Below are 23859 nucleotides of genomic sequence, written 5' to 3'. Positions count from 1 at the left end.
ATTCTACTACCTCCCCCTTAAATAAGGGCCTCTCATTGTTTCTATAAACTCATACCTTTCTTTTATATATTTTGCGGAATATGGTTCTTTAGTGAATTTATCAACTTCTCCATTATAAACAATGTCAATTACAGCCTTCTCCAGATGGTTATATCTAAGGACAGTAAAAACGGCTTGAATCTCAATCGTTCCGTAATTATTAAAATTAAACATGATTTGACAACGAAGGTCATCATCTGATTTAACAATACTACCGTTTTGCTTTATGGTAATTCCATGCTCGTCCAAATAAGGCTTCATCACCTTTTTAAGCCCATCAATCAAATATTTCTTTGTCATTGTTTTCGGAGGTAGTTTTTAATGTTTCAGTAGGTGAGCTACTCTATGCGAAGATAATATAGAATTTGTTTTATTGTTCTATGGAACATGTTATCAAGCAGGCAGAGTCACGATTCGTTCTTACTATGAAGTATTTCACATTCTCAACTCACCACACTAAGCTCGGGGTTTATATCAATAAAAGTTCTTATATCACAAAAATCTTGGTTATTGCTTGAGAATCGTTCTATTTCGTTTCATAATTGTAGATATATTTTTCACAAAAACGACCTATTATGATGACTCTGTTAGCAATTTTCTTCCCATTTTTATCTTTCCTATTTAGAGGAAAAATATTAACGGCTATTATTTGTTTAATTTTGCAAGTAACGCTCATTGGCTGGATTCCTGCTGCTATCTGGGCAGTGATTTCACTACAAAATGCCCGTGCCGACAAACGTACCGAACGATTGATTAAAGCGATGAAATACAAATAATTATTCCAGAATAAACTGCCTTTTGTCAGAATTATTAAGGGATAATCTTTTTGTTAAATTGCATCTACAGTTGGTAGTCTTAGAAATGTCTCAGATTGAATAAGCCTCCAGTTTCATATTTGAAATTCTTAAGATTGGCTAGACTGTAATCTACGTCCTTGAATCGGAAAGTTTCATATGAGCCTATAATGCAAAGACTCTATCTTAATCCTAGAATAGTTTAAACAGATATTTCAAGAATTTTTTAAAACCTTTCAAACATATATGATTCCTCAGTTTTATAGCCTATCATATTCTACAGATAAAAGTATAATTGGATATTATCCACAAACAAAAAACAATACGCTATCACTTCTTTATGACTTTAGTGATGAAGCAAGAATGATTTTACGAAATGATACTGGAGTCAATAATCCAATAGAAAAATTTTCAATAACGGTAAACAAACGAGCAAAACTCACGGATGTTCTAGACAATACGTTTTTACCTTCAGGTTTAGTGATAAGTGAAAAATTAAAACTATTGGTTGAGAATCTAAGTTTACCCAACCATCGATTTAATGAAATAGATGTTAAGTATGAAAATGAATCATATAGATATTTTTGGATGAGATACTATTCAGACCTATCTGAATATATAGATTTTAGAAGTTCGATGTTTCAATATGTTGATTTGGAGTACAAAAAATTGGAGGATAAGTTGATTATATCAAAAGAGGATTGTCTTAAGATAGTTAAACAAGCTTCACATGTAAGGCAATTACGACCAAGTCAAATCAGGTTAAAATCAAATTTCCCTAACTATGAATTGTTTTATGATAATATGTTTCATCGAAACATTGTTTCAAATACCTTCATCGAAATAATAAAAAAACATGATATTACAGGTTTTGTCATACACCCGTTAACAGATATCTTACTTTAAGAATCTAAGTAACTAGGTTCCTGTCAATGTGTTGCCTTTGGGATCATATCACACACACATGTTTATAAAAAACCTAGTGTCATACAATATCTAAACAAACCTCCAGATGAAATTGGGCTCTAAATTCAGATTGATTCAAAAGGTCATATCAGTTATTCTAGCTGTATTACTTACGCTTTCTCTTGTACTTATAATATGGAAGTATATGGATATAAGTTTTGAAGAAACTCGAGCAGAAATACTATCAAATCCAATATATGCAAAAGGAGTTATCACCACAAAAAGGTCATATAAGGGAAAGGGGGTTGATATTGGCTATCTTGTGAATGGAAAAAAATATTCCTTAAACACAGGTGTCAAAACAGAGTTCTACAAGCGACATAAAGTTGGTGATTCAGTTGAAATAGTATATTCGAAGAAAAATCCTAATGTTGTATTGTTAAAACATGAGCTAAATGACTAATATTTACCCTAACATTCAAAACCTCAAAACGATACCCATCAAGCTCACGAGCATAGTAATGACGACCTCCAGCAATCAAGCTAAAGAGAATTGAACTATATTTGAATTTCATTAAAAAATGATTACTTATTGCAAAACTCATTAAGGCCTTTTCTAATTCTCACTTTCATCAAACTATTGAACAACTATGTCTATTAACTATATCAAAGGAGATGCAACCGCACCAGCACAATCAGGCAACAAGATTATTGTACATATTTGTAACGACATCGGGGGTTGGGGAAAAGGATTTGTCAAGGCTATATCAAAACGCTGGAAAGAACCAGAACTTCAGTATCGCGCTTGGTATAAATCCCAAGAAAATTTTGACCTCGGACAAGTACAATTTGTCCAAGTAGAAGAAAATCTCTGGGTTGCCAACTTGATAGGTCAACATAAAATCAATAAAGATGAACAAGGGAATCCACCTATTCGCTATGAGGCTGTTTTGGAGGGGCTTCAAAAAGTAAGTGATTTTGCAAAGGCTCAAAATGCCTCAGTACACATGCCAAGAATAGGCTGCGGATTAGCAGGTGGAACCTGGGATCAGATAGAACCTCTGATAATCGCCACACTGATTAATAGTGCAATCTCTGTTTGGGTATACGACTTTTGAAGAAAATTTGAATTAAAAGAAGCAACAATCGAGAAAATGAGCTTGTTTAAAGCAAGCCATATAAACAAAAAAGCCTCTCAAAATTGAGAGGCTTGGTAGTCCGTACGGGAATACACTGAACTACACTTATATATCTAATAATTAACCAATTAGTACTTTCGTAAAGTGCTATGGAGAATAGCCGCAGTTCTTAAGCTGTTACTACTAACGCTTCAAACAAGGGCGTAAACAAAATTATTTTGCCTACATTTTCCTCTTCAGAACTGATGGTATCGACTATTCTCAAGTTAAAATTTGTTCGACCCAACTGAGCCATCACCAGAGCATTGTTTGTATTCAATAATTGGCTTAGTTGCTCATCCTTCCTTTTAATCTGTTCATCCTTATCAATCATTTGTTTTTCTATCCTAGCCAAAATTTCTAAGAGATATTTATTATCCTCATTAGTTACGCTTGTTTTGCTAACTGTTTGTTGTTCCTCATCTCTTTTGGGGCTACTTGATAGAAAAAAACTAACATCAACCTTTAAGTAATCTGCTATTTGCACCAGTGTTTCAAGCTTGAGTGTTCCTCTTTTTAAACTTGTACTCAAACCTTGCTCAGTCATTCCAATTCCTTCAGCTAACTCTTTGAAAGTTCTTCTGTCAGCTATCAATAATTTTTTTACTTTTTCAAGTACTTGAAAATCAGAAACTTTCATATTTATTTTAATTTTGATTAAAAAATATTTGCATCGTAATGCAAAAAAATATACTTTCGTATCAAATACAACACTAAGTAAACGAAAAATGTACATTTAGCGCACAAATAGTGCATATTTTTTTTCATTATACAAGTAAATATTCTAACCATCACAAGTTTATGACAACTCTAGACTTTAGAAATTGGAAGAAAGTTTACGGTCTCTTCCAAGGGAATATTCCGAAAACAGCGCTAAAACGTTACTGCCTACAACATAAGTGGTTTGAAGGGATGAAAGAAAGAACTTGGGGTAATCATTGTGTGTATGATACATTCACACCGATGCAAAAAATGACAATCTGGGAATACCTTAATATGTATCATCCTGACGAAGTGGAAAAGGCAAACGAAGAGATTCAATCCTTACAAGTAGCATAAATATTATATTACCAACCACTAACACCGCAAAGTAGAGCAGTAGGTAGCTCGTGAGGCTCATATCCTCAAGGTCGCAGGTTCGAGTCCTGCCTTTGCTTCTAAACCTTAACATCTTACAGTATGATACCATTACTTCTAGTTCCAGTGTTACTATTTTTCGGAATTCTTGAGTTTTTGTTGTGTACTGTAGACTGGCTTAAGGAACAATTCTCAAAATAGTTTTATCATTCTCACTTTTATCCTTTTACAAACATGAGTACTGTTGAAGTTGAAAACCTCGTTGATTTCTTTGTTAGCGCTATGGCTATGGGCTTTGCCTTTTTTTGTGCCAACTTTGCCTACAGCTGTATTGCTGGAACAAGTTTGGAGGACAAATTAAAAGACTTCGTAGGAGGCGATTTAGAGGATGATCATTAGTATTTTATCGCATTGGAGTGCAGTTTTTTTGAAAGTATTCGTGCCATCATTTATCGTTTTCTTTGCGGTGAGGCACTTTATCGAGAAAAACAAAAGAGACGGGTTTAAATAAGAAAGAGGCTTCATAAATCCATTTGTTTGGATTTATGAATTGAGTGATTAGCTAGACTCCCACATCATTCTGTGGGAGGTTCTTTCTCTGAAGACAATAGGTGTAGAAATAGATTTTAAAGACTACCACACCTTGTGTGGTAGCTTCTTTCCTCACTATGAAAATTATTTTGATTCTTTCTATAGCCCTTGTGGTCATTCTACCGTTCGGGAGAAAAGACCGAAACGTATAGTTAAATAAGTTATGCCCTTTCACGGTGTCAGAATGTAGATTTGGTACGTTCTGTAGGGTTCGAACCCCTCATTGGCAACAAAAGCAAATTGAAGTATCTGCTACAGAAAGTAGTGTGACGACCAAACCTGTGGCGATACTTTGCCCATTTCATAAAATATGAATCTATTTTCACCTAAATCGGCGATTGACACAGACTTCGTAAGGATGCCTAAGACGCTTGAGCAGACAAGCTCAAACGTCTACAAGCGATACCATGCGCTTGCAGAGGAGTTTAATGCCCTACAATATCTAGGTTTGTCAGCAAAGCTTCGCACTCCACATCAAAAGGTTATGGAGGCAATTCTCTATAAGTATTTGCCGATGTTCCGCAAGCTGGTCAATTCATCGACATGGGTTGATACTCAGAGTATTCCATCCATTAACATTACCCGTAGAGAGTTGGCTAGACTTATTTCTTGTGAGACTAGAAACATCTACAACATCCTTGCTAGGCTGTCAAATGCACGTTTTATTGACATTATAGACAACAATTCGACAGGGGGATACACAATCATTCCAAACCTTTATATCGCCTTTGGTGATGTCAATTTGAAGCCTCAGTTGAAGGCTTTGAGTGCCCTACCCAAGGACATCCTAATTACTAAGACGTGGCAAACTTTTCCGATATTAAAAGACAGGATAAATTTAAACAATACATATATAGCAGTAGATGTTGAATCTACCCAAGAAAATTACGGGGAAAGACACAGGGAAATTGACAGGGAAAAAAAGCAAATTGAGCCCTTTGACCTTTCTTTCCAAAAAAATAACCTTGAAAGTTCCACAAATGACAAGGAAAATGAAACCAGTGGCGCCGCCGACACCGATGATGTGGACAACTACTCTAGCGGTAGAGCAGAATACTTCCGCAATCGCCACCTTGGTGGGTTTAAGTCCCCCCTACCCAACAAAACCACCAAACCTGTACAAGAAAAGCCGATTCAGCCACACGAAAAGGCACAATTAATTACAGAATTCTGGAACTATGCCAAAAAGAACCTCTATCCTAAACAGAAGTTTAACGGTGAAACTGAGGTGAAAATCAAGAGATTGATTGGTAGTGATGTATTTGGGCACTTTAACGGAACTGAGAGCTATATCCACTGGAAAACCTTCTGTATGACCAAGATAGCTGAGGTAGATTTGGTTAAAAAGCACAATGAAAAGTACGACCGTGAGGCATACTGGCCACTTAACTACTTCTCGAAAAAGTATCGTGATAGAGGTGGTTTCCTAATCGCCCATGTGTGGCTCAAACGTGAGCAAAAGAAATTCATAGAAGTAAGATTTGAGGACGAATTGGAAAAAGCGAAGAATTCATTAGCATTTGGTATCATACCACGTGGGCAAAAAGGTAAAATCCTTTCGATTAGCGAGTTATCTCTTTACTGGGCTAAGAGAATATCAAAAAGAACGAGTCCAGAAACACTAGAAAAATATTACTCATTCATATCCAATACAAACTTATCATCACAATGGACGAATTAATCAGAACGGCAGAATGGCATATCAAGTACAGAATGCCATCAGGAACAAACATTGCGCTCACTAGCAAAGGAACGCCAATTCAAGTTTATCAAAATAAGTATCTCAACAAGCGAATCGAAAGCGCTGAGAATATGATAAAAAAGTTTCGTGGCTTTGACCTTGCGATTATCTACGCTAAAGAGAAAACGGGTAAAGATTTGGGCGAAATTGCACGATTCGACAAAGAAACAAAAAGATTAGTCTTTTCAACACCACTCTAAAAAACGGGTCACAACACTTAATATCGGGTCACATGAAGGCTTTTGAAAATCCTACAACAATTCCACTCCAGATTAAGAGAAAATACAAAGAAATGCCTCTTTCTGAGCGAAGAAAGCTCTACAGCATCATCAGAGAGGAACTTGGATACGGAGAGAATACAGATAATTCGAATATCCGAAAAATGCTTAGGGGACAAAGGAATGTCACTCCGCAAATTGTCAAACGGCTATCAGATTATCTTGGTCTTTCCAGACAACAGTTTCAGGGTAACATCCAAATGGACATCATGGATATCGTAGGAACAATTAAACCAAATGTACCCCAATCTACACATGAACTACATCATCATCACAAAAGCTAGAGGAATCACATTCGTAAGGCTATCAGACCGTTGGGAGCAACAAGCTAACGTCGATTTTTCCAACCAAGGTAACATTATCAATTTTTCAACCCAACTGAGCGCACAATACTATTCAATCTATTTGAAAGACTCAGAACCCGATTGCAGAAACAAAATCATTCAGCCAGCATCTTTAACTCTTCAACATGGACAATGGATAATTTCAGTCATTTGACGAATAGCCAAGTTATCAAACTACGTGAGGATATTATCTATACTTACGGAAAATACCTTGGATGTATTAACAATACAGAGAAGTCAAAATATTCTGTTCGGCTACAGTTTCTTTGCTTGGATTTAGGTGTTGACTTTTTCTACCTAATTGACAATGGCATCGTAAAATATCTGGCAGAGGAAGAACAAGAGGACATTGACGAAGGAGATAACTCAATCGACTTAGAATCAAATCTTACACCAATAGGACAATGTCACTTCTGCGGTGAAAACCTAAAAGACAAACGAAAAGGAAGCCTCTTTTGCAACTCAAAACATCGTGCTTCCTATCATAATAATCTCAAAAAAAGCGTCCGCTAGTTGCTACCAATTTAAACCAGGAAAACAAGCATTTTTTTCTTCTGTAGATCTTATTTGGTAGCAAAAGTATTGTAACATCACTCAACAGCAATTCATAAATCAAATATTGGTAGCAAAATGGAACTCAAAATCATTAACCTTCGAGATTTGAACAGTCGGGAAAATCAGGATATCGTTGAAATCATCAATGAGGTCATGAGCCAAAAGTTTAACCACTCAGCAAATAAAGCAGTTCAGCATATCATTCGAACCTACAAAAGGCAAGAACAAGAGATTAAAGAGCTTAGAGAGAAGCTTCAAGAACTCAAAAAATCAAGTGAAGAGGAGCTGGAAGAAAAGGATAAATCAATTGAGTATCTCGTATCAGGAATCAACGGTTTTAACAGATTCATGAATGTTGCTCAATTCTTAAAAGAAGTTCACAAAATTTAACATCCAATAAAAAATATCATGCACGCAGTAAGATTTAGAGTACTTGCCATTGAAGGCAAAAGAAGTACAAATTCAGACATTCAGGTTGGTGGAACTTATGTAGGTGAAGCAAACGATCTACGAAATAGAGTGTACTACACTGATCAGGCAGGTGACGATTGGATATTCTATGTGGATGACACTTGCGAAATCATTGACCTATGAACCGAGTAGGCATAATAATAAACTTTCATGAGTATAATGCCCTCAGGGCTTATACTCATCGTGAAAAGAGAATGATAGAGGCTTATTTTAAAAAGCAGAATTCAACATCATTCTGGATACTTGACCCAAGCCTGATTGTAGCTTCGCTCTTTCATTCGCATTTTGAGTATGAATACAAAGAACCTGACTATGGCGCCAGTATCATGAAATTTCAAATCCATGAAGCGATGGCTCTCTCAAATGCTCTTTCCGCAAAACGAGAATCAATATACCAAGATTTATATGCTCGTTTAAGCACTGAAATAGCCAAATGGAAACCCTCTTTGAGTGCTTTGACTTTCGAACAATGGTATCACAAATCTGGCTATCAACGAATATTTGGAGAATTTGAGGAACTAGACGAACTACTAGTCGAAATGTTACAACAAACCTTTAACGACGATAATTTTAAGGACGATTTATAATCTAAACACCCTGTAGAACTCAGCCACTCTACAGGGCTAACCAATGGTTGATAATAAAAATGGCAATACACAGAAAAGTTAGACAGCACTCACAGACATACCTTTGGGCGTATGTCGAGTGGTCAGACGAAAAACAAGATGTGTTTACACTTCTTGGTGGGCAACAATTCTTAAAAAAAGAAGAAGCCGAGGATTATTCAAAAGGCTTTGCAGAGGGAAGCTACGAATGGATAGAACCAACCGAGTTAAAAATTAAGCGACTCCGTCTGGAGAAAGAAAAACTTCAGAAAAGACTTAATGAAATTGATTGGGAACTTAAGTTGCTTTGAATAAACAAGGATACCACTACACTATAAAATCTTAAAAATGGCAATTTTAATTTACTTAATGACTTTTGTAGGGGTATTCCTATCAATTTCAATATTCTTCATTTTAACTTTCTTTGTTCAAACTGATGTGTCAGTTTTTTGTTCTTGTGTTTTTTTCATAACAATCAATGTTTTAGAATTTAGATATTATGCCAAAAATCAAGTAGAATATAGAAGAGCAAACAAGAAAAAAACACAAGCAAAATAGAATGACAAATAAGCAATCGTACCAGAGTACAGGCAAGTTGTTGCTCAGGGTAATATTATCTCCATTCATTTTTCTGTATGGTTGTATTTTACTTATTGCCTTTACATTTTTTCCATTGCCTATGTTGGTGCTTTTAAGCATTGTAGGTATAGTTTGTGAGCCATTCATTTGGCTTTTACGAGTGTCTGGTGTGGAAGTCGAAAGTATAGAACCATTTTTCGACTATCCAAATCAAAGTAAAATGATAGGGCACTTTATTGGACTAACTATTTATATCTGGTCTCCATTCTTTATAGCATACTGGTTCATCAAGTATGCCGTAGTCTACGATACAAATATTCCAATCCGTAAGCATTTTCGATAGCAATATTACTCACCAAGTACATACTTTAGTCGATTTTACTTCATTCTTGCTACCAATTTCAAACGGATCAGCTCTGCGGCCACAACATAGAGCTCTGAAAATTGGTAGCAATTTAATTTATCTGAAGATGGCGAAACTTAATAAGCTGGAGAAGCAAATGTTTTTAGAAATCTATGAAAAATGTACCTATCAGATTGAATATGGGCTTGAGGATACAATAGCTGGTTCTGATGATGTCCCAGAGGAACAGCCCTACATCAAAGCAGACATGGAAATGCTATCACATATTAAAATACTCAATAACTGGATTCTAACGTATTGTAAATAGATCAACCACTCTCAAATACAAACCAATGAAATTAGAAACAAAGAAAATGCTTAAAGAAAAGCAAAAAATAGACTTATTTACAGATGAAAGATATGAACAAGTGAAAGATTTGATGAAAGATAGAATGTCTTGTGACATTTGGCTTAATAATTATTTATCGCTTGACCCTTCAAACAAGGCTGAATGGTGTGCAGACCATTTGGTGTTATTTGTTGAAAGAGAGTTAATATAAATCTCATTTTAATTGAAATATATGTCTAATGAAATATCTATTTATTTTAATTCGTAAAATTCTCCTTTTTACTCGAGATACAATTTGGCTCTTATTAGAAAGAGTTTATAAGTGCATATACAAAACTGTTTATTTTATCTGGCATCTGAAACTAGATGTTTCTAAGTCACTCAAAATATACGATGGGCCGTTTTATTCTTATAAAAGTCTTTCAGACTTTTATTTAGATATTCCTATGATGTTTAAGTTAGAATGTAAAATATGTTCAAAGGACTGTGGAGAAACAACGTCCTTCGGATGTTCAGAGGTTTATACTTGTAAAGAGTGTTCCAAAAGCTTAAAACAGAAATAAATGGAAAGGTACTCAACCCAAGCCTAATTGTAGCATCGCTTTTTGATTCACATTTCCATCATTGGTTTGACTAACATGACTATAGAGACAGTGTTATGAAATTTCAAATTCATGAAGCGATGACACTCTCAAATGCTCGTTTAAGCACTGAAATAGCAAAATGGAAACCCTCTTTAAGTGCTTTGACATTCAATGGTATCACAAATCTAGCTATAAACGGATATTGGGAGAATTTGAAGCACTAGACGAACTACTGGTCGAAATGCTACAACAAACCTTGAAGGACGATTTTTAGTGAGCACACCCAGTAGAACTCAGCCACTCTACAGGGCTCACCAATAGTTGAAAAAAATAAAATGGCTTTTTACCCATTTCTATTAAGATTAAGCAAAAATTGACAGCATCGAGTCAAGCATTTCAACAAGTGATACCTTTAATGTTGGAGTGGGGTTTGGAGCATCGAAAAAATAGCTTTGAGAAAAAGTAAAACTAGCGTTTTTGACCTAAGTGTTCCCTGATATTTTGTGGAAGAAATAAATCAGGGAGCACTGAACAACTTTAAATGTCTAATTTTCTACTACCCATCCACTTGATTATTTCTAGATTTCTATGGTCGAAAAAGAGACTTGTTTTTGTATCTAAACTTTTGATACTTTCCATGTCCACTTCATCAAGGTCAAAATCTAAGCTGTTAAAATTTTCCGCCATTCTTTCTTTACGCACCGATTTTGGAATGACTACCACGCCACGTTGGGTAAGCCATCTAAGAATGATTTGAGCAACACTCTTCTTATATTTTGCAGCCAAACCGAGCAATAACTCATTTTGGAAAATAGCGTTTTTTCCTTCTGCAAATGGTCCCCAAGATTCTATCTGAATATTATTTTCCTTTAAAAAAGTTTGGTTGTCGATTTGCTGACAAAAAGGATGTGTTTCTATTTGATTTACTGCGGGTGGCGTTTCTCCTCCAAACATTAATAAATCCATAATTCTATCTGGCTGAAAATTGGAAACGCCAATAGCTCGTACTTTGCCTTCCTTATAAAGTTCTTCCATAGCTTGCCATGAGCCAAAAACATCGCCATACGGCTGGTGAATCAGATATAAATCCAAATATTCTACTTGCAATCGCTCTAAAGATTTATGAAAAGCCAATTTCGTTTTTTCGTAACCTGTATCTTGAACCCAAAGTTTGGTCGTAATAAAAAGTTCTTCTCTGGCTACGCTACAGTTTTTGATAGCCGTTCCTACCGCTTGCTCGTTCATATAAGATGCCGCAGTGTCGATAAGGCGATAACCCGTTTCTATGGCATCAATCACAGCCTTTTCACATTCGTTAGCATCTGGAATTTGGAACACACCAAAGCCTAAAATTGGCATTGCGATTCCGTTGTTTAGTTTTACTGTTTGCATGATTTTAGTTTAAGTGCTTATATTCATTTGGCGTACATCCTACTCGCTGTTTAAACAATCTAGTAAAGTGCTGTGGGTACTTAAAGCCCAATTCGTAGGCAATTTCATTCACGGTTTTATCGCCTGCATATACTTTATTTTTAGCTATTTCAATCGTTTTGTTCAGGATATATTCTTTTGCGGTTTGTCCTGTTTCTTTTTTTATTAAATCACCAAAATAGTTAGCAGATAAATGAAGTTCATCGGCACAATAAGCCACTGAAGGCACACCAATACTTTGCGGTTTTTCAGATAGAAAATAGTTATTAAGCAAGTCTTCAAATTTTGTTAAAATCCCTCTATTAACATTATCTCTTGTGATAAATTGTCGGTCATAAAAACGCTCACAATAATTAAGAAATAATTCTATGTTAGCGGCAATTAGTTTCTTGCTATGTTTATCGACAGGCTGTTTTAATTCTAATTCAATTTTAGCTAAAAGGTCTAAAATCAATTGGCGTTCATCATCAGAAATGTGTAATGCCTCGTTGGTTTTGTAACTAAAAAAATTATACTCGCAAAGGGTTTTGGCAAGAGTTGTACCATGTATCAAATCGGGATGAAAAATCAAGCCATAGCCCATAGGCTGATAACTTATTCCAGGATTCTCAACCTCCATCACTTGCCCCGGAGCAAAAAACACCAATGTGCCAGCCTGATAGTCATAATAATCTCGACCATAACGAATATCGCCGCACTTCACATCTTTTAAGTAAATACAGTAAAGCCCGTACTGAAACTTGATAGTTTTGGCTTCCGTTCCCCAATTTCTTTCACTAGCTTTTGAGAAATCCATTACACTTACCAAGGGGTGAAGTGTTTTATGATTATTGTCAGCATTGTAATTACTGATATTGTTTATCGGGTATAAAATTTCCATCTTTTTAGTATTTGAAACAAAAGTACTCATTCACTAAAAACTATTTCAAAGCACAGATTGCAATCAGTGAAAATGGTAGAAAATGCAGTAATTTTTATACTATTCATTCCTGAAAATAGAAAGACCTTTGTAATAAATAGTAATCGTTTTAAGGCAATTCATTTATGCTCAAAATAAAGCTTAAACACTCAAATATATGTATAACAGTACGATGAGAATCAACAAGCTAAAATTTCGTTTATGATACTTCTGTTGAAGTTTAGAATAAAACAGCCATTCTATGGAATATAACATATAATGTTGTCGCAACTGAATTTATGATGACAAAAACCCTACATAGAGAAGAGAAAAGCAAGAAGCTAATGATGCTTACCTTTTAGTGTACGAATGAATTATTAGATTAAAAATAACTTTTAAACGAATCAAAACAATGAAAAAAACAATTTTCGGAATCATAACTTTTACTTTACTTTCAATGAATATGCTTGCTCAAAATACCATAGGAGATGAAATCAAAACTCTTTCAAAAAACAAATGGCAATGGATGGCAGATAAAGAGGTCGATAAATTAGCCAAATTGTTTGATGATAAATCAATGTTTGTGCACATGGGTGGCTCTTGGGGCAAAGAACGTGAATTAGAGGTTATTAAAACAGGCTTCATTCATTATAAACAGGCTGACATTCATGAGGTTTTATCCCCAATAGTTATCGAAAATACTGTTATTTTACTTAATAGAATTACACTATTGGCAGTTGTCAATGGAAATGAAGTGAGCAATCCATTTATGGTAACAGAGGTATATGTTAAAGTTGGGAATGAATGGAAAATGGGTTCTTTGTCATTTACTAAATTATTGATACCATAGGAACACTTTAAGTATATTAGACAAAGTTTGATTAAGTTAAAAAGTACAATATAAAACAGTTAAATTTATATTGGGTTTGTATAATAAGCTTTTACAAAATAATTTAAAACATGATTGGTTTTAGAAGAAATCATTTTCTGGTGGCAGTAATAGGTATTCCATTATTGATGACTGCCTGCGTTTCTAATAAGAATTTATTAGTCATCAAAGACCAAGGAAGCTTCGCCGTTGGAGGTTCGGTCATCAAAAATGAAGGTACTTTTGACCCTATTAAACGAACGCCGGAGGGACAAACTTTTCATGGCGACCACGCTTATATTACCTATCAAATACCTGCAAAAGCACGAAAATTACCTTTGATTTTTTGGCATGGCATCGGACAGTTTTCTAAAACTTGGGAAACAACACCCGATGGGCGTGAAGGATTTAATAACATTTTTCTGAGAAGAGGATTTGGTGTTTACCTCATTGACCAGCCTCGCAGAGGAAATGCAAGTAGAAGTACAGTACCAGCTACCATCAACCCAACACCAGACGAGCAAACATGGTTTGGTACTTTTAGAGTAGGGATTGGTTATGACTATTTTCCGGGGGTACAATTTGCCAAAGATGAAGAAACCTTAAACCAGTATTTTCGTCAGATGGTACCCAATATTGGTGGTTTTGATACGGAAGTTATAACCAATGCTACGTCAAAACTTTTTGATAAAATTGGGGAAGGAGTACTCGTAACACACTCTCATTCGGGAGGTTTTGGTTGGGCTACCGCCGTAAAAAATAGTAAAATCAAAGCAATTGCATCTTACGAACCGGGTAGCGGTTTTCTTTTTCCAGAAAATGAAGTTCCAGCACCTGTTGAAAGTTCGGCTGGACCAGTTGCTGCAATCGGTGTACCGATGTCTGTTTTTATGAAACTCACCAAAATCCCCATTATCATTTATTATGGCGATTTTATTCCAGAAAAACCAGACCCCAATCCGGGTGCAGATGGCTGGAGAGCAAGAATGGAAATGGCAAAAAAATGGCGTGATACAGTAAATAAATATGGGGGCGATGTTCGGGTGGTTCATTTACCCGAAATAGGTATTAAAGGCAATACGCACTTTCCTTTTTCTGATTTGAATAATGTTGAAATTGCTGATTTGCTCACTAAATGGTTGAAAGAAAAAGGGTTAGATAAATAATTGATCCTAAACTCAAAAGATATGAAAACTCATAGTCGTCGTTCATTTCTAAAAGCATCTGCTCTTTCAGGGGGCGGATTGATGCTAAGTATTGTTGGTTTTTCAAGTTTTAAAGCGATTGATACAAAGAAAGAAGCACCATTACCCGCTGGTTGGAATGAACTCAATGGTTTTGTAAAAATTACGGCCGATAATGTCATCAAAATCATGTCGCCCAATCCCGAAGGCGGACAAGGCGTAAAAACATCGATGCCGATGATTGTGGCAGAAGAATTGGACGTTGATTTTTCCAAAATCATAATCGAACAAGCCGATTTAGATACCAAACATTTTACGCGACAATTTATCGGAGGTAGTCAGGCGATACATTTGAGCTGGCAACCGCTACGCATGGCAGGGGCTACCGCTCGCCAAATGCTCAGGGAAGCGGCTGCTCAACAATGGCATGTTCCTGTGGATGAAATAAGTACTGAGTCGGGTGTTTTGTATCACAAAAATTCAGGAAAATCAGCCAACTATGGCGATATGGCAACAGCTGCGGCTCAAATTCCTGTTCCGAAAGAAGTAAAGTTAAAAAACATCCAAGATTTCAAAATCATAGGAAAAAGTCAGGGCAATGTTGATTTAGCGAAAATTGTAACGGGCAAACCTTTATTCGGTATTGATACCCAAGTTAAAGGAATGCAAATCGCCATGATTGTACATCCGCCTGCATTTGGCTTGAAATTTAAGTCGATACAGAACGAAGTAGCTGTTAGCAAAATTAAGGGAATCAAAGCGGTTTTTCCCATTAGGATTTTCAATGACGATTACGAAAAAACGTTTTTTGATACAACCACTTTCAACGAAGTAGTCGCTATTGTAGGCAACAGTACTTGGGAAGTAATGCAGGCAAAAAAAGCCTTGGAAGTTACTTGGCAATCTATAGAAAGCTATACCCAAAATCGCAATATGTTGGGGAGAAAGATAGTAGAAAAAATTCCTGCTGGCTTAGAAGATACCACAGAACACAAGGCTAAATTGGCTGAACGAATGAGCCAATCTGCTACGGTTCGTCGCAAAGATGGTGATGTAGAAACTGCTTTTAAAAATGCTGCAAAAGTCATAGAACGTACTTTTAATGCACCATTTTTGGCACATAACTGCATGGAACCTATGAATTTCTTTGCTCATGTGACAGACGAAAAAGCCGAACTTTCTGGACCATTACAAAAACCAGAATTTACAGAACAAGCCCTTTCGGCTCGTCTGGGGATGCCTTTAGAGAAAATAGATATAAAAATGACTCGTTTGGGTGGTGGTTTTGGTCGCCGTTCTTATGCACACTGGTTACTAGAAGCCGCATTGATTTCACAAAAAGTAAAAGCACCTGTAAAATTACTTTACACCCGTGAAGACGACATGACTGCGGGGATTTATCGCTCTACGTATTCAGCCTATTTTCGGGCGGCATTAGATGCCGACAATAACCTAATTGCTTTTCATGTAAAAGCAGGTGGAACACCAGAATCTCCTTTGTATCCCAATCGTTTTCCTGCTGGGGCTGTCGATAATTATTTAGCAGAAGATTTTACCATTGATTCAAATATTACAGTCGGTTCGTACCGAGCACCACGTTCCAATTTCATGGCTGCTGCCGAACAATCATTTTTGGATGAGGTAGCAGAAGTGGCAGGAAAAGACCCCATTGATTTTCGTTTAGCCTTATTGAATAGAGCCAAAGAAAAACCTGTAGGCAAAAACAACGAATATGAACCCGAACGCTTTGCCAAAGTATTGGAATTAGTCAAAGAAAAAGCGAATTGGGAAAGTATCAAAATGAATAAAAAACTAGGTTTTTCAGCCTATTTCTGTCATGATTCCTATGCAGCTCATATCCTTGATTTGGAAGTAAAAGACGGTATGCCTATTGTCAACAAAGTATGGTGTGCCATCGATTGTGGCATTGTTATCAACCCTGATGCTGCCAAAAATATGGCTGAAGGCGGAATTGTCGATGCCCTCGGAGCAGCCATGTACGGAAAAATGACATTCACGAAAGGCGTTCCAGATGCGAATAATTTCCATAACTATCGTATGATTCGCCACAATGAAGCTCCCAAACAAATAGAGGTACATTTTGTGAAAAATACACTTGAGCCTTCGGGTATGGGCGAACCAGCTTATCCGCCAGTATATGCGGCTTTGGCAAATGCTTTATACAAGGCAACAGGTAAGCGTTTTTACAATCAACCTTTCAGCGAAAACTTGTGATTTTTGAGAGTACGAATGTTTGAAAATCGTAGGTTTTTATTTGAATAGCATTATTTAACCTTGATTTTATCGTATAGTTTTGTTAATCATCCATCTAAAGTAAACTAAGCATTATGGCAAAATATTCTCTAAAAATAAACGGAAAAACTCAACAGATAGATGTAGATCCTTCAACACCAATTCTTTGGGTGTTAAGAGACCATTTGAATATGACAGGTACTAAATTTGGATGCGGTATGGCTATGTGTGGGGCTTGTACAGTTCATTTAGATGGTACTGCGGTGCGTTCTTGTAGCCTCCCTGTTTCGGCTGTTGGCAAACAAGCCATTACAACCATCGAGGGGCTATCTGCCGATGGGACACATCCCGTACAAAAAGCTTGGATTGAACACGACGTGGCTCAATGCGGCTACTGTCAGGCTGGACAAATCATGAGTGCTACGGCTTTACTAAAGACCAATCCTAATCCAACCGACGAAGATATTGATAATTATATGAGTGGAAACATTTGTCGTTGTGGTACTTATCTACGTATCAAAGAGGCGATTAAGGCAGCAGCACAAAAGTAACCTACCTTAACCTTGATTAAAAATGGAAAATACCAATACAGAAAACCGTCGTTCGTTTTTAAAGTCTTCTATGTTGGCAGGTGGTGGACTCCTGTTGAGTTTTAGTTGGCTCGCCAATGCTCAAGCTGCCGACAAAATGGAGGCAATGAATTTGCCAGACCAATGGAATGAACTCAATGGCTATATCAAAATTACGCCCGATAATATTATCAAAATTATTTGTCCAAATCCCGAATTTGGTCAAAACGTCATGACTTCGCTCCCGATGATGGTAGCCGAAGAATTAGACGTAGATTGGAAAAACGTGGTCGTAGAAATGGGACCACACGATAACGTAAAATTAGGGCCACAATTTACGGGCGGTAGTAATTCTGTAAGAATGTACTGGAAACCTTTGAGAAACGCAGGGGCTTCGGCAAGACAAATGCTTATCGAGGCAGCGGCTCAAACGTGGAGCGTACCGGCCAATGAAATTACAACTCAAGCAGGTGTTTTGTCGCATTCAAGCGGAAAATCGGCAAAGTATGGCGAAATGGCGAGCAAGGCGGCTACTATTCCAGTTCCGAAAGAAGTAAAGCTAAAAACGCCAAGAGATTTTTCTATCGTTAGTCATTCAAAGAAAAATACAGAAGGAGTAAAAGTAGTTACGGGAAAACCGCTTTTTGGCATAGATTATAAAGTTGACGGAATGCTCATTGCCATGATTCAGCATCCGCCTGCTTTTGGGATGAAACTCAAATCTTTTGATGCGTCCCAAGCTTTAAAAATGCCGGGAATCAAAGATGTTTTTAGCTTCAAACTCTATGACGATGGGTTTGAACAAGGTGGTTTTGATACTCGTACTTCCAACGAAATGATTGCCATTGTGGGTAAATCTACATGGGAAGTAATGAACGCTCGTAAAAAAATCAAAGCCCAATGGGAACCCACTGGCGACATCAAAGAAACCATGATGGGACGAGGGGGAAAAAGAGAAGTAACCATTCCGGGCAGATTAGAAACCACAAGCGACCAATTAGCATTGATGGCGGAATACTCAAAAAGACCTGCACAGCAATTAAGAAAAGATGGCGACCCAGAAACGGCTTTCAAAAATGCCGCTCTGGTGATTGAACGGACTTATAACGCTCCGTTTCTGGCTCATAATACCATGGAGCCGATGAACTTCTTCGCCCATGTTTCAGAAGATAAAGCTTTAGTAGCTGGTCCTTTACAAGCCCCCGGCTGGATGGAGCCAACACTTTCAAAAATCTTGAATTTACCTGCCGATAAAATCGAGATTCAGATGACCCGTATGGGTGGTGGTTTTGGACGTAGAGCTTATGGGCAATATGTGTATGAAGCGGCTCGTATCTCTCAACGCTTGAAAGCTCCTATCAAATTGATTTATACCCGTGAAGACGATATGACTTACGGCATCTATCGCCCTATGTACACGGCGACTTACCGTGCGGCTTTAGACGCAAACAAAAACCTGATTGCTTTTCACGTAAAAGGAGGCGGTATTCCCGAAAATCCTATTCACGCCAATCGTTTCCCTGCTGGTGCAGTGGATAATTACTTGGCTGAGGCTTGGGAAATTCCTTCTAATATTACCATTGGGGCTTTCCGAGCACCTCGCTCAAATTTTAACGCTGCGGCCGAACAGTCGTTTTTAGACGAAGTAGCAGAAGCAATGGGCAAAGACCCAATCGCCTTCCGTCTGGATTTATTGAAACGTGCCAAAGAAAATCCAGTAGGTAAAAACAACGAATATGATGCCGACCGATACGCTGGCGTATTGGAGTTGCTCAGAGAAAAATCGGGCTGGAACAAACCCGAAAATAAAGGTAAAAAGCGTGGTGTAGCCGCTTATTTTTGTCATGCTTCTTATGCAGGTCATGTGGTGGATATAGTCATGCGTGACGGTCAGCCTTATGTTGAAAAAGTGACCAGTGCCATTGATTGCGGTATTGTCGTAAACCCCGATGCCGCCAAAAACATGGTACAAGGGGCAGTCGTAGATGGCATCGGTAATGCGTTTTACGGGGCATTGACCCACAAAAACGGAGCAGCCGAACAAAGTAATTTCCATAATTACCACATCATTCGTCATAACGAAGCACCCAAAGAGATAGACGTTCATTTTGTACAAAACAACATCGACCCAACAGGTCTTGGCGAGCCGCCTTTCCCTCCTGTGTTCGGGGCTGTTGCCAACGCTTTGTATAAATCTACTGGTAAAAGGTATTACAATCAGCCTTTTATGAGTAACCATAATAATAGTTAGAACTTTGGTATAGTATTAATCAAAAATGGTCATGTAATTTTATATTGTTACAATATAAAACTACATGACCAAAACATTTAGGGAAAATCTGACTCTTTGTAATTTTCTCCAAAATAGTATCGTTTTAGAATTACTAAATTTTAGTTATACCCAAATCTTATGCAGTTCTAATATTTATTTACCCTCACCCCAACTTCACCCTGAACACTCTCTCCAAAATCGCTATCTCCTCCCCATAAAAAGTGTTACGTTCATAGAAAAATGTTGGAAGCTTTGTGCGGAGTCCCCCTCTGTTAATGTGGCGATTAAATGTAGCTCTACTTTCGCAATTAAGTATAGTCCTAATTTCTTTTTTTGTAATACCTCTCATCGGTCTAAAGTTAGAATTGTTTCAAAAGCGTTTCATTAGTGTTTCAATAGTGTATCAGGGCTTGCGTACGAAGTGTAGCCATCACACCTTTACAAAAACAAAAGGCAGATGCTAACTAAAGAGAGGATGAGTGAGGTTTTTGTAGTATCTCTGGAAAAGACTACCAAAAATACACTTTTTCTCTCTTCTAAACAACTACGAACATGACTGATATTGTAGTAAATGCTCAAGAAAACCTTGATGATGAAGCAATCAGAAATCAAAAGTCTGAACAATTAAGACAACACCTCTCTGCTATCAATACACTCTCCAAAGAATTGAATGATTTGGGGCTAGCTGTCAATATTTTTGACACTGAAGATGAAGACAATAATGTCATTTCAAATCCTGTAACACTCATTGCTGAAATTTCAAAACCATACTAATCATGGAGGATATCGCACGTGTCGGTATTGGGGCAAGAGTACCTGAACTTACCAAAAGGAATCTTGAGGCAGAAGCAGGTTTTTTCGGATTTGAAGGGCTATCAGCTTTGCTAAACTACTTGATTTTAAACCGAACTTTCTTGTATATCAACAGGCTTGATTATGATTCCCATAAAGTACATATATGTCTGTCAGAAAGTGAACTTTCTGAGCTATATGAGGTAGTTCAAAGCCGAGAAAAAGGACAAAATGAAAGCCAAAAACTGGATTTTCAGGACTTTTTGAAGGAGGTTTTTTTTACAGGTTTAGCCAAAATGGCGTTAACGCACCCCCACCCTCTCACTCAAAGTTGCGAAAATAGTGTAAACGCTGTTAACCAGCCGTTTACACGTGTTAACGCTAGCGTTAACGAAGTAAAACATGGCGTTAACGCCGTTAACGACTACCAATATGATGGGGAACAACCAGATAAAAAACCAGAAATTCAGACGCAAAGCTCGTTCGCTGTTAAGCTTCGTCTTGAAGAACTCGAAACACAGCTTCAGCAAGCACAACAGGAAGCAATTTATTATCGCAGTCAGTACGAAAAACTATCGCTTGTACAAGCTTCTCAACAGGAGAACACGGCAAGCTATCAGGCATTGTCCGTAAAGTTTGATGAACTACTCAAGGGCTTGGAATATGTCTTTGGAATAGCGGCAGAACTTGCTAATGAGCCTCATTTTAGGGAGAGAGATTATACTCCTGAATACTTTGCTGAACTCTTAGAAAAACATGAAAGTACTAGCGGTAATTGACATAGATGATACCACTCATGCACCTCTCGAAGTTTGCAAAATCTACGACGAAGGAGACACAGCTTTTTGGGATTCATTCTTTCAGGAGGCACTTAATAACCTCCAATATCGTAATCAGATTTCTAAAACTGAGGAGTTCAATCAAGTCCATCTAAAAGCGCTATTCGAGATGCTTATCAAGCAAGGGGTTTTGACTACTCAAGGGCTTCAATTAGAACCTTTGATTATGCACTCAGTGGAAAAGCATTATGCTCAAACAAAATTTCGATGGAGTTGGAGAAAGAAGAAAACCAAGCAACTGGAGGAAAAATACTTGCAAGCATCCTCAGCTTTTCAATCACGTGTTAAAGAGAACATCTGGACTGCTACCATGCTTTGGGGTAAGAAGTTTATAAAGAGGACGCGAATCGGAAAAGCGATTATAGACGCATTCGAAAGACTAGACAAAAAATAAAACATCATGTTTGAGAATCTAAAAAATACTTTCAACAAAGGCAAAAGTGTGTTAGAATCCACACAACAATTCGCTCAAAATGTCAATAACATCACACAAGGTCCTGGGCTATTCGGTTTGGCGGGTACTCCACAACAAACGAGCGAAATTTCTCAGGAAAGTTATCCGTATCAACAACAACCTTCTGTCAATTATCCTCAGGCAACCATTGCTCCAGTACAGGCTACCTTCGCAGCTCCTATCGAACAAGTGGAAAAGAACCTTCGACAAGAAGCAAAGATTAACGCTCGAAGAATCTGTTCCGTGCTACGCCAAAAGGGTGTGACCATGCGTGTACTGTTTACGATGGTCGTAAAAGACTTGGATGAAGAGAAAAAGCTTGAGGACTACGAAAAGGAAAATGACATTGATGACATTGATGAAGTGGAAGATTTGCCTGACGAGATTAGAGTCGCTTTGCAAAACCAGATGAAACTCAAAGAGTTCACTAAGCTCACTACGAACATTGAGGAAGATTTACTGGAGCTATTAGAAGATACTCTTTTCCAAAAGTACAGACTTGAGTATATGGCTGGCAAACACCAGATGATTTCGGAGATGGAAATTATCAGTATGTACACAACCATTATGAGTACGCCAATCTATGAATTAGGTGCAGATATGTTGGTGGATAAGGCGCTCAAATACAAGAAGCCAGCTATGGAATATGGTAAGCAACTCTTAGAAAAATTCACTAACAAGAAAACCTAACATGGAGAAGCTTGGACAATTTATCGAACTCATTTTAACACATATTATCTAAAACTATGTTTGGATTAGACCTATCAGCTCTGCAAGAAAAAACAAAGAATATTCAGGAGCATTATATCAATATGGAAGTTTCTCATGAACACTCCAGTGGTGTTTGTGTGATAGTTACTGCGAATAAAGTCAAAGATTTATACTTTGATGTTGAAAAAAATTCACATGAGCAAGTAAAAGACGCCATCAATCAATGTTTTGAAAAATGGTCAAACGAAACCAAAGAATACTTCGAAACTAATATTGACACTATTTTGGAGTCAGTACCTAAGATATTCAGACAAGAACTCAAAAACCAGCTACTTGGTAGCTAAGACAATTATGGACTATCACTTGTACAAACGAATACAAGAAGCCTTGTCAAATAGTCCTCCTAATGCTGAACAACAAGCCTTCAACTGGCTTGTTGTGGGCGCTCAAAAAACCGCTAAGACCACAACAGTGCTTCAGCTTGCCTATATCATCCAAGCAATGGCCATGCAGAAGAAACTTATCAAAAAGGTGCTGATATATGACCCCATGTGGCATGAGTCTTTTGAGCCTGCAGGTATTAGGAAAGCCATAGGTTTCATCAACCCAAACTTTGTACTCCCAAACTACAAAGTCATAACAGTAGATGACATTCAAAGCTATGGTGCAAGTAAGGAGGATTATTACTGCTGGGCAGTAGTAAGAGATAGAGGCAGCAGGGTTCAGGACTTTTGTCAGGAGGCTCTTACAGTAAAGAATGCCATCACCATACTCGATGATGTGGGCTCTCGTATAACTGGGAACGTAAGAAACTTTCCACAGTATATTGACCTATTGGCGTACAATAGAATTAATTGTAACGATGTATTTCTTATCTATCATCAATACAAGTACGTTCCGCCCTCATTTTGGCAATATTTCCAAAGAGCCATCATCAAACAGTCTAACGAACAGAAGTTTTCGGATGACATTTACCCACGTGATTTGTATATCCAAGCACAAAAAGAGGTCACTTTGGAGAACAAAGAAAGGACTTTTCCCAACAAAATGAATTTGGCTTACAGGATACTTCTACCGAACGAAAATCTAAGTTTCAAAGAGGACAATGGCTACTTTATCGCCACCGACGAAAGTGGGAACGAATATCTTCTGTT

34 protein-coding genes and 1 tRNA gene are annotated in these 23859 nt (G+C 37.3%); 31 read left to right on the top strand and 4 right to left on the bottom strand.

Going from position 1 to position 23859, the window contains the following annotated elements; genetic code table 11:
- Window positions 1–6 precede the first annotated feature (6 nt).
- The gene (locus QM524_RS23730) at window positions 7–339 is read right to left on the bottom strand and encodes a hypothetical protein (RefSeq protein ID WP_283346523.1); all 333 of its coding nucleotides are present in this window, start codon (window positions 337–339) and stop codon (window positions 7–9) included.
- Between the two features lie 275 nt (window positions 340–614).
- On the opposite strand from QM524_RS23730, the gene QM524_RS23725 reads away from it, so the two are divergent.
- The 4 genes from QM524_RS23725 to QM524_RS23710 all read left to right on the top strand — a co-directional run bounded on the left by QM524_RS23725 (window position 615) and on the right by QM524_RS23710 (window position 2857).
- Complete coding sequence (locus QM524_RS23725) at window positions 615–815, top strand: YqaE/Pmp3 family membrane protein (protein WP_283346522.1); 201 nt, start codon at window positions 615–617, stop codon at window positions 813–815.
- A gap of 264 nt (window positions 816–1079) precedes the next feature.
- Entirely contained in the window at window positions 1080–1739 is a 660-nt protein-coding gene (locus tag QM524_RS23720) for a hypothetical protein (RefSeq protein ID WP_283346521.1), read from the top strand.
- Between the two features lie 106 nt (window positions 1740–1845).
- Window positions 1846–2202: a hypothetical protein gene (locus QM524_RS23715; RefSeq protein WP_283346520.1), complete on the top strand. Its 357-nt coding sequence runs from the start codon at window positions 1846–1848 to the stop codon at window positions 2200–2202.
- 187 nt (window positions 2203–2389) lie between these two features.
- Complete coding sequence (locus tag QM524_RS23710) at window positions 2390–2857, top strand: macro domain-containing protein (RefSeq protein ID WP_283346519.1); 468 nt, start codon at window positions 2390–2392, stop codon at window positions 2855–2857.
- Between the two features lie 190 nt (window positions 2858–3047).
- On the opposite strand, the gene QM524_RS23705 is transcribed toward QM524_RS23710, so the two are convergent.
- Window positions 3048–3557: a helix-turn-helix domain-containing protein gene (locus QM524_RS23705; RefSeq protein WP_283346518.1), complete on the bottom strand. Its 510-nt coding sequence runs from the start codon at window positions 3555–3557 to the stop codon at window positions 3048–3050.
- A gap of 161 nt (window positions 3558–3718) precedes the next feature.
- On the opposite strand from QM524_RS23705, the gene QM524_RS23700 reads away from it, so the two are divergent.
- The 16 genes from QM524_RS23700 to QM524_RS23625 all read left to right on the top strand — a co-directional run bounded on the left by QM524_RS23700 (window position 3719) and on the right by QM524_RS23625 (window position 10708).
- The gene (locus QM524_RS23700; RefSeq protein ID WP_095167836.1) at window positions 3719–3976 is read left to right on the top strand and encodes a hypothetical protein; all 258 of its coding nucleotides are present in this window, start codon (window positions 3719–3721) and stop codon (window positions 3974–3976) included.
- 25 nt (window positions 3977–4001) lie between these two features.
- A tRNA-Met gene (locus QM524_RS23695) sits at window positions 4002–4074 on the top strand.
- 154 nt (window positions 4075–4228) lie between these two features.
- Window positions 4229–4393 carry a hypothetical protein gene (locus QM524_RS23690; RefSeq protein ID WP_166580213.1) on the top strand — a complete coding sequence of 55 codons (165 nt, stop codon included), beginning with the start codon at window positions 4229–4231 and terminating at the stop codon, window positions 4391–4393.
- Between the two features lie 502 nt (window positions 4394–4895).
- Window positions 4896–6266: a hypothetical protein gene (locus tag QM524_RS23685; RefSeq protein WP_283346517.1), complete on the top strand. Its 1371-nt coding sequence runs from the start codon at window positions 4896–4898 to the stop codon at window positions 6264–6266.
- On the top strand, window positions 6254–6526 hold the full coding sequence (locus tag QM524_RS23680) for a hypothetical protein (protein WP_283346516.1): 273 nt from the start codon (window positions 6254–6256) through the stop codon (window positions 6524–6526). The genes QM524_RS23685 and QM524_RS23680 overlap by 13 nt, the downstream gene beginning before the upstream one ends.
- Window positions 6527–6558: 32 nt before the next feature.
- Window positions 6559–6888 (top strand): helix-turn-helix domain-containing protein, encoded by a 330-nt coding sequence (locus tag QM524_RS23675; RefSeq protein WP_095160484.1) that lies wholly within the window; start codon window positions 6559–6561, stop codon window positions 6886–6888.
- Window positions 6860–7102 carry a hypothetical protein gene (locus tag QM524_RS23670; RefSeq protein ID WP_283346515.1) on the top strand — a complete coding sequence of 81 codons (243 nt, stop codon included), beginning with the start codon at window positions 6860–6862 and terminating at the stop codon, window positions 7100–7102. Before QM524_RS23675 ends, QM524_RS23670 begins: the two co-directional genes overlap by 29 nt.
- Window positions 7081–7461: a hypothetical protein gene (locus QM524_RS23665; RefSeq protein ID WP_283346514.1), complete on the top strand. Its 381-nt coding sequence runs from the start codon at window positions 7081–7083 to the stop codon at window positions 7459–7461. Before QM524_RS23670 ends, QM524_RS23665 begins: the two co-directional genes overlap by 22 nt.
- A 117-nt stretch (window positions 7462–7578) precedes the next feature.
- Complete coding sequence (locus QM524_RS23660; RefSeq protein ID WP_283346513.1) at window positions 7579–7893, top strand: hypothetical protein; 315 nt, start codon at window positions 7579–7581, stop codon at window positions 7891–7893.
- Window positions 7894–7911: 18 nt separating this feature from the next.
- Window positions 7912–8097, top strand: coding sequence for a hypothetical protein (locus tag QM524_RS23655; RefSeq protein WP_283346512.1), 186 nt, complete (start codon window positions 7912–7914; stop codon window positions 8095–8097).
- A 71-nt stretch (window positions 8098–8168) separates the two neighbouring features.
- The gene (locus QM524_RS23650; RefSeq protein ID WP_283346511.1) at window positions 8169–8561 is read left to right on the top strand and encodes a hypothetical protein; all 393 of its coding nucleotides are present in this window, start codon (window positions 8169–8171) and stop codon (window positions 8559–8561) included.
- A 59-nt stretch (window positions 8562–8620) separates the two neighbouring features.
- On the top strand, window positions 8621–8890 hold the full coding sequence (locus QM524_RS23645; RefSeq protein WP_283346510.1) for a hypothetical protein: 270 nt from the start codon (window positions 8621–8623) through the stop codon (window positions 8888–8890).
- Window positions 8891–9138: 248 nt separating this feature from the next.
- A complete protein-coding gene (locus tag QM524_RS23640; protein ID WP_283346509.1) occupies window positions 9139–9501 on the top strand; it encodes a hypothetical protein in 363 nt (120 codons plus the stop codon).
- Window positions 9502–9658: 157 nt separating this feature from the next.
- Complete coding sequence (locus tag QM524_RS23635; RefSeq protein ID WP_283346508.1) at window positions 9659–9829, top strand: hypothetical protein; 171 nt, start codon at window positions 9659–9661, stop codon at window positions 9827–9829.
- Window positions 9830–9854: 25 nt separating this feature from the next.
- On the top strand, window positions 9855–10061 hold the full coding sequence (locus QM524_RS23630; protein ID WP_283346507.1) for a hypothetical protein: 207 nt from the start codon (window positions 9855–9857) through the stop codon (window positions 10059–10061).
- A 512-nt stretch (window positions 10062–10573) separates the two neighbouring features.
- Window positions 10574–10708 carry a hypothetical protein gene (locus tag QM524_RS23625; protein WP_283346506.1) on the top strand — a complete coding sequence of 45 codons (135 nt, stop codon included), beginning with the start codon at window positions 10574–10576 and terminating at the stop codon, window positions 10706–10708.
- A 263-nt stretch (window positions 10709–10971) separates the two neighbouring features.
- Here the strand turns inward: QM524_RS23625 and QM524_RS23620 are convergent, their stop codons facing one another.
- A complete protein-coding gene (locus tag QM524_RS23620) occupies window positions 10972–11826 on the bottom strand; it encodes an aldo/keto reductase (protein WP_283346505.1) in 855 nt (284 codons plus the stop codon).
- Between the two features lie 4 nt (window positions 11827–11830).
- Entirely contained in the window at window positions 11831–12745 is a 915-nt protein-coding gene (locus tag QM524_RS23615) for a helix-turn-helix domain-containing protein (protein WP_283346504.1), read from the bottom strand.
- 430 nt (window positions 12746–13175) lie between these two features.
- On the opposite strand from QM524_RS23615, the gene QM524_RS23610 reads away from it, so the two are divergent.
- The 11 genes from QM524_RS23610 to QM524_RS23560 form a co-directional block, all read left to right on the top strand.
- Window positions 13176–13613, top strand: coding sequence for a nuclear transport factor 2 family protein (locus QM524_RS23610; RefSeq protein WP_283346503.1), 438 nt, complete (start codon window positions 13176–13178; stop codon window positions 13611–13613).
- Window positions 13614–13723: 110 nt separating this feature from the next.
- A complete protein-coding gene (locus QM524_RS23605) occupies window positions 13724–14797 on the top strand; it encodes an alpha/beta hydrolase (RefSeq protein ID WP_283346502.1) in 1074 nt (357 codons plus the stop codon).
- Window positions 14798–14818: 21 nt separating this feature from the next.
- Window positions 14819–17050: a xanthine dehydrogenase family protein molybdopterin-binding subunit gene (locus QM524_RS23600; protein ID WP_283346501.1), complete on the top strand. Its 2232-nt coding sequence runs from the start codon at window positions 14819–14821 to the stop codon at window positions 17048–17050.
- 113 nt (window positions 17051–17163) lie between these two features.
- Entirely contained in the window at window positions 17164–17619 is a 456-nt protein-coding gene (locus tag QM524_RS23595) for a (2Fe-2S)-binding protein (protein WP_166580176.1), read from the top strand.
- A 22-nt stretch (window positions 17620–17641) separates the two neighbouring features.
- Complete coding sequence (locus QM524_RS23590) at window positions 17642–19888, top strand: xanthine dehydrogenase family protein molybdopterin-binding subunit (RefSeq protein WP_283346500.1); 2247 nt, start codon at window positions 17642–17644, stop codon at window positions 19886–19888.
- Window positions 19889–20461: 573 nt separating this feature from the next.
- Window positions 20462–20683, top strand: a complete 222-nt coding sequence (locus tag QM524_RS23585) for a hypothetical protein (protein WP_095167785.1) — start codon at window positions 20462–20464, stop codon at window positions 20681–20683.
- A 2-nt stretch (window positions 20684–20685) separates the two neighbouring features.
- On the top strand, window positions 20686–21480 hold the full coding sequence (locus QM524_RS23580; protein ID WP_283346499.1) for a hypothetical protein: 795 nt from the start codon (window positions 20686–20688) through the stop codon (window positions 21478–21480).
- The gene (locus QM524_RS23575) at window positions 21458–21934 is read left to right on the top strand and encodes a hypothetical protein (protein ID WP_283346498.1); all 477 of its coding nucleotides are present in this window, start codon (window positions 21458–21460) and stop codon (window positions 21932–21934) included. Before QM524_RS23580 ends, QM524_RS23575 begins: the two co-directional genes overlap by 23 nt.
- 6 nt (window positions 21935–21940) lie before the next feature.
- Window positions 21941–22684 (top strand): hypothetical protein, encoded by a 744-nt coding sequence (locus QM524_RS23570; RefSeq protein ID WP_283346497.1) that lies wholly within the window; start codon window positions 21941–21943, stop codon window positions 22682–22684.
- A gap of 56 nt (window positions 22685–22740) precedes the next feature.
- Entirely contained in the window at window positions 22741–23049 is a 309-nt protein-coding gene (locus QM524_RS23565; RefSeq protein WP_283346496.1) for a hypothetical protein, read from the top strand.
- A 7-nt stretch (window positions 23050–23056) separates the two neighbouring features.
- On the top strand, window positions 23057–23859 hold an 803-nt coding region (locus QM524_RS23560; RefSeq protein WP_283346495.1), incomplete at its 3' end, for a hypothetical protein.

The sequence above is a fragment of the Flectobacillus roseus genome, from assembly GCF_030056595.1.
In the GTDB taxonomy this organism is placed as follows: Bacteria; Bacteroidota; Bacteroidia; order Cytophagales; family Spirosomataceae; genus Flectobacillus; species Flectobacillus roseus.
This window is presented reverse-complemented; position numbering and strand designations above follow the sequence as displayed.

Coding starts and splice junctions, on each gene's coding strand:
- QM524_RS23730 (WP_283346523.1), bottom strand. CDS start 339: ATGACAAAGAAATATTTGATTGATGGGCTTAAAAAGGTGATGAAGCCT.
- QM524_RS23685 (WP_283346517.1), top strand. CDS start 4,896: ATGAATCTATTTTCACCTAAATCGGCGATTGACACAGACTTCGTAAGG.
- QM524_RS23575 (WP_283346498.1), top strand. CDS start 21,458: ATGAAAGTACTAGCGGTAATTGACATAGATGATACCACTCATGCACCT.
- QM524_RS23650 (WP_283346511.1), top strand. CDS start 8,169: ATGATAGAGGCTTATTTTAAAAAGCAGAATTCAACATCATTCTGGATA.
- QM524_RS23670 (WP_283346515.1), top strand. CDS start 6,860: ATGAACTACATCATCATCACAAAAGCTAGAGGAATCACATTCGTAAGG.
- QM524_RS23580 (WP_283346499.1), top strand. CDS start 20,686: ATGGAGGATATCGCACGTGTCGGTATTGGGGCAAGAGTACCTGAACTT.
- QM524_RS23595 (WP_166580176.1), top strand. CDS start 17,164: ATGGCAAAATATTCTCTAAAAATAAACGGAAAAACTCAACAGATAGAT.
- QM524_RS23590 (WP_283346500.1), top strand. CDS start 17,642: ATGGAAAATACCAATACAGAAAACCGTCGTTCGTTTTTAAAGTCTTCT.
- QM524_RS23570 (WP_283346497.1), top strand. CDS start 21,941: ATGTTTGAGAATCTAAAAAATACTTTCAACAAAGGCAAAAGTGTGTTA.
- QM524_RS23630 (WP_283346507.1), top strand. CDS start 9,855: ATGAAATTAGAAACAAAGAAAATGCTTAAAGAAAAGCAAAAAATAGAC.
- QM524_RS23585 (WP_095167785.1), top strand. CDS start 20,462: ATGACTGATATTGTAGTAAATGCTCAAGAAAACCTTGATGATGAAGCA.
- QM524_RS23640 (WP_283346509.1), top strand. CDS start 9,139: ATGACAAATAAGCAATCGTACCAGAGTACAGGCAAGTTGTTGCTCAGG.
- QM524_RS23635 (WP_283346508.1), top strand. CDS start 9,659: ATGTTTTTAGAAATCTATGAAAAATGTACCTATCAGATTGAATATGGG.
- QM524_RS23690 (WP_166580213.1), top strand. CDS start 4,229: ATGAGTACTGTTGAAGTTGAAAACCTCGTTGATTTCTTTGTTAGCGCT.
- QM524_RS23610 (WP_283346503.1), top strand. CDS start 13,176: ATGAAAAAAACAATTTTCGGAATCATAACTTTTACTTTACTTTCAATG.
- QM524_RS23725 (WP_283346522.1), top strand. CDS start 615: ATGATGACTCTGTTAGCAATTTTCTTCCCATTTTTATCTTTCCTATTT.
- QM524_RS23615 (WP_283346504.1), bottom strand. CDS start 12,745: ATGGAAATTTTATACCCGATAAACAATATCAGTAATTACAATGCTGAC.
- QM524_RS23625 (WP_283346506.1), top strand. CDS start 10,574: ATGGAAACCCTCTTTAAGTGCTTTGACATTCAATGGTATCACAAATCT.
- QM524_RS23660 (WP_283346513.1), top strand. CDS start 7,579: ATGGAACTCAAAATCATTAACCTTCGAGATTTGAACAGTCGGGAAAAT.
- QM524_RS23565 (WP_283346496.1), top strand. CDS start 22,741: ATGTTTGGATTAGACCTATCAGCTCTGCAAGAAAAAACAAAGAATATT.
- QM524_RS23645 (WP_283346510.1), top strand. CDS start 8,621: ATGGCAATACACAGAAAAGTTAGACAGCACTCACAGACATACCTTTGG.
- QM524_RS23620 (WP_283346505.1), bottom strand. CDS start 11,826: ATGCAAACAGTAAAACTAAACAACGGAATCGCAATGCCAATTTTAGGC.
- QM524_RS23665 (WP_283346514.1), top strand. CDS start 7,081: ATGGATAATTTCAGTCATTTGACGAATAGCCAAGTTATCAAACTACGT.
- QM524_RS23675 (WP_095160484.1), top strand. CDS start 6,559: ATGAAGGCTTTTGAAAATCCTACAACAATTCCACTCCAGATTAAGAGA.
- QM524_RS23715 (WP_283346520.1), top strand. CDS start 1,846: ATGAAATTGGGCTCTAAATTCAGATTGATTCAAAAGGTCATATCAGTT.
- QM524_RS23655 (WP_283346512.1), top strand. CDS start 7,912: ATGCACGCAGTAAGATTTAGAGTACTTGCCATTGAAGGCAAAAGAAGT.
- QM524_RS23600 (WP_283346501.1), top strand. CDS start 14,819: ATGAAAACTCATAGTCGTCGTTCATTTCTAAAAGCATCTGCTCTTTCA.
- QM524_RS23710 (WP_283346519.1), top strand. CDS start 2,390: ATGTCTATTAACTATATCAAAGGAGATGCAACCGCACCAGCACAATCA.
- QM524_RS23705 (WP_283346518.1), bottom strand. CDS start 3,557: ATGAAAGTTTCTGATTTTCAAGTACTTGAAAAAGTAAAAAAATTATTG.
- QM524_RS23605 (WP_283346502.1), top strand. CDS start 13,724: ATGATTGGTTTTAGAAGAAATCATTTTCTGGTGGCAGTAATAGGTATT.
- QM524_RS23700 (WP_095167836.1), top strand. CDS start 3,719: ATGACAACTCTAGACTTTAGAAATTGGAAGAAAGTTTACGGTCTCTTC.
- QM524_RS23680 (WP_283346516.1), top strand. CDS start 6,254: ATGGACGAATTAATCAGAACGGCAGAATGGCATATCAAGTACAGAATG.
- QM524_RS23720 (WP_283346521.1), top strand. CDS start 1,080: ATGATTCCTCAGTTTTATAGCCTATCATATTCTACAGATAAAAGTATA.